The organism is Geothrix limicola (assembly GCF_030268085.1).
Classification (GTDB): domain Bacteria; phylum Acidobacteriota; class Holophagae; order Holophagales; family Holophagaceae; genus Geothrix; species Geothrix limicola.
Window position 1 is genome coordinate 365,596 of record NZ_BSDE01000003.1, and the last position, 13,844, is coordinate 379,439.

Genomic DNA, 13,844 nt, shown 5'->3' on the forward strand with positions numbered 1-13,844 from the left:
ACAGGCTCTAGTTCGAGTTGTACTCAGTCCAGAGAAGCCTGGTGCCTGCAGGTGTCTGGATTTGGCCATTGGCTTCGGCCGTCACGAACAACTGGAAGGCGTGGAGGGGAGTCACCGACTTGAGGGTGCCCTCGCGATCCTTATCAACCTTCAGGGCCCCGATGTTCTGCGCCGGTGAATCCTTGTCTGCGCTGACCCAAACCACATAGGTCGTTGCGGGGGGTTGAAGCTTCTGAGGATCCGCCAGGTACTTCACCTCCAGATTGATTGAGACGTTGCCATCATCCGTCTTGTTGAATTTGACCTTGCCTTGGGCCGCCGGAATGTCTGGGGAAACAGTCATGGTGACGGCGTGCTGAAAAATGCCTGGAAGGTTTAAGGCCGTGAGGGGCGAAAGGGCCAAGGCCGCAGTCACCAAGGTGAGGTGAGAGATTCTCATGTTTGATCTCCATTGGCGTCGCTGCTGGTGCCCAGGGAATCTGGAGGGCGACATACCACCAAGGCAAATTCCAGACCACGATCCATCAAGCTTTGAATCAGATGGTTACTGGGAATGAGAAACCCCGTGCACGACCTTCCGATCAAACTGGTGGAGTCCACTCAATCAAAACTGTCTGATCCAAAGAACCCATCCCGATAAGCCTCGGCCAGGTCCTGCGAGACCGGACTCTGGATCAAAGCCTACGGCGATCCGTGTTGAAACCGTTCCGCCGCTCCGTGCCGAGGTAGCCCTTGGTGGCAGAGTGGATCTGAGCGCCAACCTGGAAGGTGGATTCGGCGCGTCGACGCTCAGCACTGGTCCGTCGGGATCGTGATGGAAGGGCGCCGAATGTCTCCTTGGACAGCATGGGTTCGAGGCGCTTGCGAAGCTGATCCAGGCTGAAGGGCTTGGGTATCAAGGAGGTGTAGGGATGGGCAGCGATGAGATCCAGGGTCGACTGATCGACACGGCCGGTGGAGATCAGCACGGGCATTTTGGGGCGCATGGCATGCAGTTGGGGAAGGGTCCCGAGGCCACCCAGACCAGGCATGTTCATGTCCAGAATCACCACATCGGGGTTCGCGCCCGATTCAAGTTGCGCAAGGGCCTCCTCTCCACTTGAAGCCACGGTCACCCTGTGACCCAGCGCTTGGAGGAGCGTCTTCATGGCGCTGTGAATCAGTTCGTCGTCATCCACCACAACCACATCCAACACCGGCTGGGGCTGTCCCAGGTAGGGTTCGATCAGGGGTTGCATCGGCTTGACTTGAACGTCACACCTTGGGAAGGACATTTCCACGCGGGTGCCGCGGTCGAGCTCGCTTTCGATGGCCATGTGCCCGCGGTGGGCCTCGACCGCACTGTAGACCATGGACAATCCCAGCCCGGTTCCCTTGCCCACCTCCTTGGTCGTGAAAAAGGGGTCGAGGGCCTTGGCCTGGATCTCCTTGGACATGCCGCATCCCGTATCCTCGATGATGACCTGGACCCAATGTTCGCCGAGGTTCCGAGTGCGCAGGGAAAGGGTGCCATTCTGAGCCATCGCGTCGACGGCATTCACACACAAATTCATGAAGGCATGGGTCAATGCACTGGCGTCTCCCCGAATGAGCCCCAGGGCCGGGTCCAGATCCATCTCCAGATGAATCTTGGAGAGCGTGGTCCGTTCCAGGAGTCGGACCTCCTCTCGAAGGATCACATTCAGCTCGATGTCCTGCTCTTCGGCAGGACGCTGATGGGCAAAGGTCAATAGGCTCTTCACCGTGTTGCCGCCGCGCACGGCGGCCTTGCAGATGGTCTCGAACGCGAGGTAGGCCGTACTGCCTTTGGGTTGGAGTTCCAGATTGGCCGAAGCCAAACCAAGAATCGCGGCCAGCACATTGTTCATGTCGTGGGCCACCCCTCCCGCCAAACGACCGAGGGTCTCCATGTTCCGCGACCGCTGCACCTGGAGCCGGAGATGTTCCTGCTCCTTTTCCAACCGCTGACGTTCGGTGATGTCGCTCAGCACGAGGCGGGAAAGGGTGCATCCGTCATCCGCCGTGACGACACAGGCCTCCAGGTGCGCCCAGAAGGAAGTCCCGTCTTGCCTCATCATCCTCAATTCACAGGACCGCGGCTCGCGGGTTTCGAATATTTGCTTTCGGTAGAGGTAGTACTCATCCTGATCCTCATCCAGAATGAACCTGGTGATCGGTTGTTGGACCATGGCGCCGCGATCCGCCCCAAGAATGGTCGCCGCAGTGAGGTTGGCCTCCTGGATCAGCCCTCCTTCATCAATGGTGAGGTAGCCCAGGGGGGCCCGATTGTATAAATCGAAATAGCGGGCTTGGGACGCATCCAGTTTGGCTTGGGTCAGGCGCAGCTCCTCGTTCTGCATCTCCAGTTCGATCTGGTGGACTCGCAGCTCGTGAACGAGCTGCCGACGGTCATCCGCGGTCATGGCCTCCACATCCTCGGGTGAGGCGGTCCAGTGCGCGTGAAACAACGCTTCGGCTCGAAGGCGCAGGTCTTTGGCCATCCCCAACTCATCTTCGGTCGAATGCATCGGAGGCTCCCTTCAAATTCACGACATGTCGATGGGACCTTTGACTGGTTCAGTGTTTGGTCCAACCCGTCGCCGGGGTTTGGTGCGTTGCGACTTCGCCAGAAGGTCAGCAAGTTCGAGCTCCACCCGTTTGCGTTCGCTGATATCGCTCAGCACCAATCGGCTCACGGGAAGGTCGTCGGGGTTTCTTGAGGCATTCGGCGGAGTGGAGGCAAGGCTCACCCAGAGGGTGGTTCCATCCTTCTTGACCAGGCGCAATTCGCAGGATTGGGGTGAATTGGATTCGTGCAGACGCTTGCGATGCAGGTAATAGATATCCTGATCTTCCTTCAGAATGAACCGTGTGAGCGGTTGCTTCACGAGCGTGGATCGAGCCTCACCCAGCAGGGCAACGGCGGTGAGGTTGACCTCCAGGATCAGACCCGCCATGGATAGGATGCAGTAGCCCACGGGTGCCAAGTCATACAGGTCGAAGTAATGCGCACGGGATACATCGAGTTCAGCTTGAACGCGGCGAAGCTCGACATTCTGCATTTCCAATTCGATTTGATGAACCCGGAGTTCATGAATGGTTTTCTGGAACTCCTCCACCGAGAGGGTTCTTGCAGCCGGGAGTGAGGCCCCGGCATGAAGGTGGGCAACCTCCTCGGCCCGCCAACGTTCCTCCGCCCGCCACCGCAACTTGGCGGCCATCTCAGATCCATCATTCTTGTTAAGCATTGGCCACCGCCTCGCTTTCATTGCCCTCGATTCGTTTGGTTGAGGTTGGACCCTCTTTCCGCGAGGGCTCGGCTGCGTCTTGGGCGGAATCAGTGATCTCTGTGCTCAGCCCCAGCCATTTCGTGATGCGGCCCGAAGCGTCGCGCAGGGCGATGGCCCGGGTCAGGAATCGACGGAATGTCCCGCTGTGGTGGCGGAGCCGAAATGCCACTTCGCAAGGTTCGCCCTTCGCCACCGAGGAACCCAAAACCTCCGTCAACCTCTCACGGTCCTCCGGGTGGACCTGATCCAACCACCGGCTGCCGGACAGTTGCGCCTCGGATACGCCCGTGAAGGCCTCCCATTGCGGGCTCACATAATCGTAGAGGCCATCGGTTCGGCACATCCAGGTGAGTTGAGGCAGGGATCCCACCAACTGTCGGAAGAGCGTTTCACTCTCCCGAAGCGCAGCCTCGGCCCGCTTCATTTCCGTGATGTCCACAAAGGTGATGACCGCCCCTTCGATGACATTTTCCAGCGTGCGATAAACCTGGATGCGCATGGTGTACCACTTGTCATCCGTCGTCAGCACATCAATTTCCTTGGGGATCAGGGTGTCCAGCACGGCTTGGGTATCTGCAGCCAGGTTGGCGTAGCTGACCAGATTGGAGAGGATGTGGTTCACGGGCCTTCCCACGTCGCTCTGGATGAGGTTGATCATCCGTGTGGCCGATGGGGTGAAGCGCAGGATGTTCAATCGGTGATCAACAAACACCGTGCCGATGCCGGTGCCAGCCAGCAGGTTGTTCATGTCATTGTTGGCTCTCGAAAGGTCAGCCACCTTGTTCTGCAATTCAGCGTTGACCGTGGAGAGTTCCTCGTTGACGGACTGTAGTTCCTCTTTGGAGGTTTCCAACTCCTCGTTGGAGGACTGTAGTTCTTCATTCACCGATTGCATTTCCTCGTTGGAGGATTTGAGCTCTTCGTTGGAGGTTTCCAGCTCCTCATTGGTGATCTGCAGAAATTCATCCTTCGCCTGAAGTTCCCGGGTGAGAGCGGCGATGCGTGCTGCGGAATCGGCATCAGGAAGCCCCTGGCCCTCCTTGGGAAGCCGACCTTTCGGCCGATTCTCTTTGGATTCGGCGCTTGAAGTCCCCTCCAGGATGACCATGAACAGCGGAGTATCCAAGGAAGCCTGAGCGCTGATCGGCATGGGGTAGATTTTCAGGTTGACCGTGGTGAATTGCCCGTGGGCTTTGACTCTCAGCCCCGGACACTGGATGGCTTCCTTCGTGGATACAGCTTTGTGGAGGGCCGTCGTCAATTCACGCCGCAAACCATCACGGGCCATCTTCAAAATATTGTTGATGCCCGCCTCGCCGGACATGGGTTCCAGGTACAACCCAGCACGTCCGTGAAGGTAGAGGATGTCCCCTTTGCCATTGACGAGGGCTCCGATGAGGGAAGCCTGCTTTAACAGCGCCTGTTCGGTGAGTTCCCGCAGGGGTTGTTTGATCCCAGTGGCCAGTTTTCCAGCGACTCTCGGAGCAGCCATGGAGCCTTTGCCCATGGGCGGGATGAAGCGGGTCATGGTCGTTCGCTGCGTGCCCTGAGAATCCTGTTTGCGAAGGTACAGTTTCGATTTGCGATCCAGCGCGGAGAACAGATCGCCGAAATCCCCCACAGACTCCGAGGTTCCCAGGAAAAGGATGCCTTCCGGATTCAACGCATAGTGGAAGAGGGGAATGAGCTTCCGCTGCAGATCTGCGCCCAGGTAGATCAGGAGGTTGCGGCAGCTGATGAGGTCGATTTTTGAGAAGGGCGGATCCTTGATCACGTCCTGTTCGGAAAAGATCAGCAGATCCCGGATGCTTTTGTGAATTCGGTAGGCTGATTCATCGGATTCGGGTGTGAAGAACCGCGCCAGTCGCTCCGGCGAGAGGCCCGCGGCGATGCTGGCGGGGTAGATCCCAAGGCGGGCGGTGGCGATGGCCTGGCTGTCCAGATCCGTGGCGAAGACCTGCAGGATGTAACTTTGCCTCAGTGCTTCCATCCTTTCCTGCAACAGGATCGCGATGGAGTAGGCCTCTTCACCGGTGGAACAGCCAGGAGTCCAGACGCGAATCACCGAGCCCGCGGGCTTCCCGTCGAACAACCTGGGAATGGCCACCTCTTCAAGGGCCTTGAAGGCTTCCTTATCCCGGAAGAAATGAGTCACGCCGATCAGCAGATCCCGGAAAAGGGACTCTGCCTCTGAAGGCGTGTGCTGCATGAACTGAACATACTCCTCGAGCGTTTCAATCTGATGCACGGCCATGCGCCGCTCGATGCGACGGTGGATGGTGCTCGGCTTGTAGCTCGAGAAGTCATGCCCGGTCTGAGCTCGCAGCAGGATGAAGAGTTTCTTCAGGGCATTTTCGGATTTGGGCGTGGGTGCGATTTTGGAAAGCGGGGGCTTGCTGAAGGCGTGCGCCACGTAGGCCATGAGCTGGGCAGGCATCTTGGCAGGGGCCAATTCATAGTCCACGAGCCCCGTGGCGATGGCACTGGTTGGCATGCCGTCGTATTCAGCGGAGTCGGGGCTCTGGACCATGGCCATCCCGCCTTCGGCCTTGATGGCCCTCAGGCCCAAGGTGCCGTCGCTGCCGGTACCAGACAGCACGATGCCGATGGCGAGGTCGTGCTGGTCCTGAGCCAGGGACCTGAAGAAGAAGTCTATGGGCAGCCGCTGGCCGCGCGGCGCAGACGGTTCCAACAACTGCAGGGTGCCCTTCATGAAGGCCATGTCCCGACCCGGGGGGATGATGTAGGCGCAGTTGGGTTGGACGACCATGCCATCCTCGACTTCGTACACCTTCATCTGGGTGGAACGCTGAATGAGTTCGGTGAGGAGGCTCTTGTGATCCGGAGCCAGATGCTGGACGAGGACGAAAGCCATGCCCGGGTCGGCATCCGTGGGCATGCCTGAAAAGAAGGCTTCAAAAGCCCCAAGTCCGCCAGCGGAAGCGCCGATGCCGACGATGGGAAAGGTGTTCTGAGGCACCGTGCTCGTCCCCCCATCATGATCAGCCGAAGGACTTGTCTCGTCACTGGGCGTGGAGATGGTCGCCCTGACCGATGAACTCGGAACCAGCCTGGATACCCTTTTCTTTTCGTTCATCTCGGTCATGGTGGATATCTCCTGATGGAGCATGGTCTGAACGGGGCCATTTCCATCGTTTTTTGTGCCTAGCCTTAACTGATTTCGATGTTCGTCGAACCTATTTGAAGCGGGACCTCCCAAGCCGTATGACTTTGACCATCAGACCAATGCGCTTTCACAGCCTTGCCTGAACGGTTTGCTGACTTCAGAAAGCAGGTGGATGGGCTGAGTTAACCGGCCCTCTTTGTGCACGGGTCCTTCGCAGCCCCATGCAAGCCAATCACTCAGGACTTTATTGAAGGTCTCGGGTTGCTCGAGTTCCACCAGGTGTCCAGCATTGGGGATGACCCTCAGCTGGGAATCAGGGATGGAGTCCGCCAGCGCGGCCGACTCCGTGGGGGGGATGACTCGATCATCCGAACCTGCAATGACGAGAGCAGGCACACGGATCTTGCCGAGCCAGGGGCGCGCATCAGGCCGCTCCGCCATTCCCAGCAGCGCGCCACGCATGCCCTCGGGACTTGCGGATGCCATGAGGGCGCGAACTGAAGTGGCCAAAGGGCCGTTGGCGTTGACCGGGGAAAGCATCCTTGGCGCCAGCTCTTCCATCACCAGGGTGGTCCCAGATCTCTGGATGGTTTCGGCTGTTTGCCGATGATCATTCATCATCTCGCTGGAATCAAGGCCGGCCTTGGTCCCCACCAGCATCAGTCCGCGGACCCATTTCGGGTGCATTCTCGCGAAGGTGAGCGCGACGAATCCACCCATGGCGTGGCCCGCGAGAATGAGGGGGCCGATGCCGAGCTGCTGCACCAGGTCCCAGACATCCTCAGCAAAGCAGGCCATGGAGACGAGACCACCGGTCGCATGACTTTCACCGAACCCTCGAAGATCTGGTGCGATCACCCGGAGTTTGGATTTGAATGCGTCCACTTGAGGGGACCATGAACCACGATTCAGGGGAAAACCGTGAAGAAAGAGCAACGGGAAGCCCGATCCTTCGTCGGTGTAGGCCATCAGGTTTCCGTTGACGTTCATGAACATGGGGCCTCCTTCCGCTTTCAATTCAGGGGTATCGCATCGAAGTGAGATTCACCGCGCATCTCGCAATCCAGCTTCTGGATGACAACGGACCAAGAACGGTGGCGGATTGCATTCACGCTGGGAGGCCACCAGCCACCCTCCGGGGAGCATGGTGACCCCAAGGCTGATGCGATGGATCACTTCTCCTCGTGCATGCATCAGGTGACCCCCTCAGTGATAGGTTCTAATGCAGGATTCTGGCCAATACCTAATGGCTTGAACTGCTGCGTTTAAACAAATATCGATCGATGCGCGCAGGAGTACTTTCCATCAAGATGAACGATGCCTCCTTCAGTCCGGAGGGCAAGGCCCACCCATGCTCATCGAGGATCGGGACCTGATGAGACCCAATCGAGAGCAGATCTCCATCGCCTGCGGCGTAGGATTTTGGCGGAAGAGCAAGCACCGGGCCGACCATCAAGGATCGATCAAGCACTCCTGTGGATGGATGGAGAATTCACAAATCCATCGACCTTCCCTCGTGCAATATTCTCGCGTCCTCGTGAATCCGAGCTTTTCATAGAAGGCGAGCACGGGAGCATTGCCATCCCGATCCGTGGTGAGGCAAACCCCCAAAACGCCGTCCCGCTTCAATCTCGACAGGTATCGCATGATGAGCCGCTTTCCGATACCGGTTCGCTTCTGGTTTGGGATCACGGCAAGAGACATCAAGGTCGCCGGGTACGACGCGTGGGCCGCCAAACGAGATGCTCCCAGAGATCTCCACAATCGCGGAATGATCGAGGGCTGCAAAATGGCCGCCCGCATGGAGGAGAGTCCAAACGTGAGCCATTTCCTCCTGGCGAGCCTTTGATAGAAAGCGCCCAGGTCGGGTACCCCGGCGGCGAAACCAATAATCTCATTTTCTGGCGAGGTGGCGACCAAGAACACGGCGCCTGGTTCGCGGGTCACCTCAAGGTAAAGATGGCTCAAAAACCGGCGACCAAGAAACGTGAGGAAGAAGTTCTGGAAGCTGGCCATGTGCACAGCGACGACACCAGCAATGTCCTTGACCCTGGCATCTCGAATCTCGCTGATTCGATGGAGCCTTCCGATGGATGGCACAACCCTGTCCTTCTTCGGCGGCACGGGCGGTGATGGCGGGACCGTTTGTGGGGCACTGAGACCTGGAAACAGCGCGTGCATCCATGTCGGTTGAAAGGGGACAGGTTCCAGCAGCTGGGTCTGGTGATTGAGGGATGCCTTCGTTTCAAGTTCCCTCATGCTCATTTGAATGAAGGATGATCCATCGGCATTTTGAACAACGGCGGCCTCAAGGTGGACCCAGAATTCAGAACCATCCGACCGGACCAGTCGAACGTCCAATTGCTCCGACGATCCGGGGCCTGAAAGGTTCTTGTGATGAAGGTAGAAGTCGTCTTGGTCTTCACGGGAGACGAACTTGTTGAAGGGCTGCTGCATGAGGGCCATTCGGGGAACACCCAATCTGGAAGCAGCAAACAAGTTCACATCTCGAATCACGCCGGATTCACTCAGGGAGAAATACCCGATTGGAGCCGAATGATAAAAATCGAAATACCGCGCGTGGGTTTCCTCCAAGGCTTTTTGAGCGCTTCTCAGTTCCTCGTTCTGCAACTCCAGCTCGATCTGATGCACCCTGAGTTCATGAACCATTTCCAGGGCCCAGTCAGGAAGCAGGTTTTCGAGATCAACCGATTGGGGCGGCGTGTGACGTAGCGCCAGTTCCTCGGCAAGCCGACGGAGCTCGAAACCTTGTTCGGATACTTGGATCGATTTATCCATCGCAGGCCCCATGCGAATTCATGGGTTCGAAGGCGAATCTCAGAACCCTGCCAAGCTTCGAAAAACTCTTGCTCTTTGTCCCTGCAGGGTCGAGCCGCAGGACGGCTTGGATTTGAAACAAAACATGGCAGGGCTGCCAGGAAGCATCACGGCCGGGCCTAACTTTTGAATGATTCATACCGCCACACATCTTCGTTGATGTCGAGTTTTCGATCATTGGTATGGAATTCAAAATTTGCATCACTAGCCCATGACCACGGTGTATGCCGTTGGCTGACCTTCCTGCATGACTTGATAGTGTGTTTCGTCCTGAAGGTGCTTCTTGAATTCCAGATAGGCCCTCGCCTCGAAATCGCCCGTCTCTGGGAGAAGAACGACCCGAACACCTTTTGGCCCAGGATGGTGCTCCTGGTAGTCCCGGCAGGGACGAGGCGGCACCAGGTGGCTCAAGCATCGATCTTCAAAATCGAACCGGTCCCGGACTTCTATTTTCTCAATTTCCTGCCTGTGCTTGGAAACAACGGCGTACATGTGCTCTCCTCGATTCAAACGCAGCCTCGAATGGGAATGTTCGAGACCATCACTCATTTCGAACGGCTCGGACATCCCGTCGGATGAAGAGACACATGAGCAGAGACTCGTTTCGCTGACCTTTCTTCAGATAGACCCACAATTGCCATGAATTGATGCAGGTTCTATGCCTCGCTCCTACCGATAGCGATTTGATGATTTACAAAAGAGACCTTGAGGATTCAGCTCGAATCAATCCATCAGCCTGATACAACGATCCATCAATTTGATATCTGCGAATAACCCTGTGCGAAGGGGCAGCAGCGGGATTCCCAAGCGAAGCAACCTAGCCTGAGCGATGCCATTTGGCATTGAGGTAGCCCCACACATCTCTCACATCCATGTAGATCAGGCGGCCCAGGCCTTGATGTTTCCGCCTATCCGAAAGCCGCCGCCTGCGTTCAATCTTTTGAAATAGACCTCGAGGTGCTGGGATCTTCGAGTGGTTTCGTCTGTCGGGCATGGTGAAGCTCCTTGGTCCGAAGCACGCAAGTAACGCACCAGCGGATGCGGGCGCTGCATTCTGGTCAGAGATTCACTCCTCGCAGGCATCCTTTCCCGTTCGGACAGGATCCTTCAGTCAATTTGAAGGTTCTTTTCCCTCATTCTGGATGTTCCGATTTTCATCCAACGTTGCTCATCGCTTTATTTGTTTTGATTAAGGCGCTTGTGAGTTGGTTCGGTTATTGCTCTCTGAGTGGCGTCGCCCGACTGGAGCGGACCGGTGCTGAGGCGCCGGTATAGCCCCGCTTTCTCCATGACGTGTTCATCCCTTCAACCACCAGGTCATCAGAGGAACGTTCCATGAAGCACACCCGTGAATGCCCTGAATCCCCACGGTGGATCCGGAATTGGGATCGCGTTTGTCTTGGTCTCTTGGCTTCGTCAATGGTTTTGAATTTCGGGTGTGGTGGGAAAGCGGAATCGTCTGCGCCCGTTTCCACCCATGGCCCGCCCTCACCGAAGCTGGACAGTTGGACTGGCACAGGGGACATGGGTACAGGCCGAGCGAATCACGCCGCGACGATGCTTCAAAATGGCCGTGCCATGGTGGTCGGGGGAGATGGCCTATCCGCCAATCTATCCAGCACCGAAGTCTACGATCCCTCGACCGCCACCTGGACCGCGACGGGAAGCATGGGTGTTGGCCGCAGCCACCCCACCATCAGCCTGCTCAGGAACGGAACCGTCCTGGTCGCGGGCGGCGGAAGTGAGCCCTCAGGCCTCTCGAGTACTGAAATCTGGGAGCCGGCAACAGGGACATGGACCTTCGCGGGCCCCTTGAAAGCAGCGCGCACACTCCATGCGATGACCCAGTTGGCCGATGGGAAAGTCCTCGTGGCGGGCGGGCGCGGTGATTCGGGTCCTCTGGCCAGCACGGAGATCTATGATCCCTTTTCAGGCGTTTGGACGCCCTCGGGCGATATGACCTTTGCACGATCAAGTTTCACGATCACCCTCCTGAGGGATGGGAGGGTGCTTGCGGTGGGCGGCCTTGGGCGTTCCGGTCCATTGATGAGTGCAGAGATCTACGACCCGGGGACAGGCGCCTGGACCTTTGCCGGAGACACGGGAACAGCTCGAATGGATCACACGGCCACGCTGCTTCCCAATGGGAAAGTCCTCGTGGCGGGAGGATACGACCTTGAGGTCCTGGCCCTTTCTCAGATCTATGACCCGGCGACCGGCCACTGGACCACCACGGGGAAGTTGACCGTCGCACGCAGGGGCCACACTGCCACCGCCCTTCCGAATGGGAAGGTTCTGGTCGCTGGAGGGATGGATGCAACGGGTTCGCTGGCAAGCACGGAGACCTACGACTTCGCGACGGGCCTATGGACATCCATTGGAAACCTGACATCGGCACGGGGCCGTCACGCCGCCACCTTGATCTCGAATGGCGCGGTCCTCGTGACGGGTGGGTCGATCGCTGCAGGAACGGCTTCAACCAGTGCGGAAATCCGCCATTTCTAGGAACCCTGTTGTGATCCGCAGCCAGCGTTCTGCAGTGGGCTCGCGCCCTTGGTTCGAAACATCCCGAGTCTTCACAAAGAAACGCACAGGGTCGAAGCTGCAACCTGCCCGGCCAGATGGCGTCATTCTTCCCCGATCGCATTTCAACGTCGTGCGCAGGTCATCTCGGAGAATCCCATGGCCAAAGTGAAGGCACCCGACATCAAGTGGCTTCTGAACGCGGAAGAACACGACTATCCAGCGGCGGATTCTTTCCTTCGCTTGATGTATGAAGACGAAACCGTGGCTGGAATGGTGGCACGCCTGAGAAGCGCCCCCATGGTCGAGTTCAAGGCGAAGGATATTCTCAGGGCCTCAGAATTGTCCCCCCTTGGAATCAGCAACTCGCATGTGGAGCGAGATAAGAGGCGCATCAAGCAGGGGACGGTCCTTTCCCCCCTGCTTCTGGTGCGAGATCCGGCCAGGGGAAGGGTCGTGATCGCCGATGGCTATCACAGGCTTTGCGCGATCTACCAGTTTGATGAAGATGCGTGGATTCACTGCAAAATCATATGAAGCGAACGACGCGAAAGACTGATTTCCTCGCGCTGTCCCGGAATGCGATTCAGCCAACCGGCTCGGCCATGCATGGCGGAACCCGGTTGGCCGTATCAGCATCATGATCTCGATCCTGGTCCCGGTGCCTTTCGAACCCAGGCGGATTTGGGCCGTCGCGGGCAGGCAACCACAAGCTGCGAGTACGGCAGGTAGTGCCAGGTTTGCCAATCGGTTTGTCATGAAGGCCTCCTCGACACCCAAGAAGAATGCAGGTGCCGTGCTGACCCATTAACCCCATCCGATGGGCTCTCTGCGCGTCCCCACCGGTTTCACATTTCGCACCAAGCCATCGAGATGAGGCAGGAGGCGCATCGGATCGATTCCTTTTTTCGCCGCCGGGCTGGAAGGTCGACGTGTTCAGAAAAACAGGGCCTCGCGGGCCTCCACGCAGGCAGCGGCATAGAGGTACATGGATGCGGACCACGTCTGCCACTCTTCGCCTTCCGGGCTGCCATCCTGCGCGCGGAACCACTCGTTGAAGCCGAAGGCTCCGGAATGATGGATCTGCCCTTTCTTTGAACGCTGCACGAGTGCCGTAAGCGCTAGCAGCTTCCTCTCGGCCAGGTCGTAGGCTCCGGCTGCCACAAGGGCGGCGATGTAGAACCCGCAGACGAAGGGCCAGACCCCACCGTTGTGGTAGCTGCCCGGAGGGTTGTAGATCCCATCCCGGGCGTGCCAATCCCAGTCCCCGGGCTGCACAAAGGGGAACAGGCATGGGGGCAGGTCCAAGGCCAATTCGCCCTGTCGCCGCAAGGCTTCGCATTGGGCCTCGATCCACCCCACCATCTCCCGAGCCCGATCGCCATCCGCCAATCCCGTCAGGATGGCCAGGCTGTTGCCAAGCACGTCGCAGCGCTCGTTTCGCAGCACCTTGTAGAACCAGAAGGCATAGGTGGGTTGCCCTGGGGTGAGGAACCCACGGCCATCCACCCGGTTGGCAGCCTCGCGGAAGGCCCCGGCCTGGCGGTTCAAGCCGAGGATGCGCAGGTAACCGTGGACGAGGGCATTGACGTACAGGCCGTGGCCCAGCACCCACTGTTCATCCCGCCAGTCACTGGTGGGTTGCTGGCCCACCAGATCCCGATCCTCGGTGGTCTGATAGGCCATCCAGGTGAGGGCCTTGGCACCGGCCGCTTCAAGGAAGGCCGCTTCGCCCGTATGCCGTCGGAACATTCCCAGGACCAGGAGGAACAGGGGTGTGGTGTCGCTGGCGCCGCGGTTTTCGGGATCCTGCACCAGGGATGGAATCTGCCCGTGCGGCCCCTGATTCCGGCCGAGGGTTTCCAGCACCTCGCGCAAGGCACCGACGAGTTCTTCCCGTCCCGAGGTGAAAATCCCAAGCGCGGATATGAGCAGATCCCGGGTGTAGGGTTCCGGGTAGCCCCAGCCCGCGGTGCGTGGCAGCCCGTCGAAGGGACCCGATCGGTTGTGCAGCAACACGTCTATCGCCGCCTGCTTGGTGAGTTGGATGGCGCTTTCCATATCGC

General features: G+C 58.3%; 10 protein-coding genes. 2 read left to right on the plus strand and 8 right to left on the minus strand.

Annotated elements, in window-relative coordinates; translation table 11 throughout:
* Window positions 1-7 precede the first annotated feature (7 nt).
* From QSJ34_RS09555 to QSJ34_RS09585, 7 genes are all read right to left on the minus strand, one after another.
* Window positions 8-439, minus strand: coding sequence for a hypothetical protein (locus tag QSJ34_RS09555; protein ID WP_285574389.1), 432 nt, complete (start codon window positions 437-439; stop codon window positions 8-10).
* Between the two features lie 235 nt (window positions 440-674).
* Window positions 675-2,501, minus strand: a complete 1,827-nt coding sequence (locus tag QSJ34_RS09560; protein ID WP_285574390.1) for a hybrid sensor histidine kinase/response regulator — start codon at window positions 2,499-2,501, stop codon at window positions 675-677.
* Window positions 2,502-2,546: 45 nt separating this feature from the next.
* A complete protein-coding gene (locus tag QSJ34_RS09565) occupies window positions 2,547-3,221 on the minus strand; it encodes a PAS domain-containing protein (protein WP_285574391.1) in 675 nt (224 codons plus the stop codon).
* A 19-nt stretch (window positions 3,222-3,240) separates the two neighbouring features.
* Window positions 3,241-6,387 (minus strand): chemotaxis protein CheB, encoded by a 3,147-nt coding sequence (locus tag QSJ34_RS09570; RefSeq protein WP_420798841.1) that lies wholly within the window; start codon window positions 6,385-6,387, stop codon window positions 3,241-3,243.
* Between the two features lie 141 nt (window positions 6,388-6,528).
* Window positions 6,529-7,413, minus strand: a complete 885-nt coding sequence (locus tag QSJ34_RS09575; RefSeq protein ID WP_285574393.1) for an alpha/beta fold hydrolase — start codon at window positions 7,411-7,413, stop codon at window positions 6,529-6,531.
* 456 nt (window positions 7,414-7,869) lie between these two features.
* Window positions 7,870-9,216, minus strand: coding sequence for a GNAT family N-acetyltransferase (locus tag QSJ34_RS09580; protein ID WP_285574394.1), 1,347 nt, complete (start codon window positions 9,214-9,216; stop codon window positions 7,870-7,872).
* Window positions 9,217-9,459: 243 nt separating this feature from the next.
* Window positions 9,460-9,747 carry a hypothetical protein gene (locus QSJ34_RS09585; RefSeq protein WP_285574395.1) on the minus strand — a complete coding sequence of 96 codons (288 nt, stop codon included), beginning with the start codon at window positions 9,745-9,747 and terminating at the stop codon, window positions 9,460-9,462.
* 843 nt (window positions 9,748-10,590) lie between these two features.
* Here QSJ34_RS09585 and QSJ34_RS09590 point away from each other — a divergent pair.
* Entirely contained in the window at window positions 10,591-11,760 is a 1,170-nt protein-coding gene (locus tag QSJ34_RS09590; protein WP_285574396.1) for a Kelch repeat-containing protein, read from the plus strand.
* Between the two features lie 177 nt (window positions 11,761-11,937).
* Window positions 11,938-12,315: a hypothetical protein gene (locus QSJ34_RS09595; protein ID WP_285574397.1), complete on the plus strand. Its 378-nt coding sequence runs from the start codon at window positions 11,938-11,940 to the stop codon at window positions 12,313-12,315.
* 399 nt (window positions 12,316-12,714) lie between these two features.
* On the opposite strand, the gene QSJ34_RS09600 is transcribed toward QSJ34_RS09595, so the two are convergent.
* The gene (locus tag QSJ34_RS09600) at window positions 12,715-13,839 is read right to left on the minus strand and encodes a glycoside hydrolase 100 family protein (protein ID WP_285574398.1); all 1,125 of its coding nucleotides are present in this window, start codon (window positions 13,837-13,839) and stop codon (window positions 12,715-12,717) included.
* Window positions 13,840-13,844 lie beyond the last annotated feature (5 nt).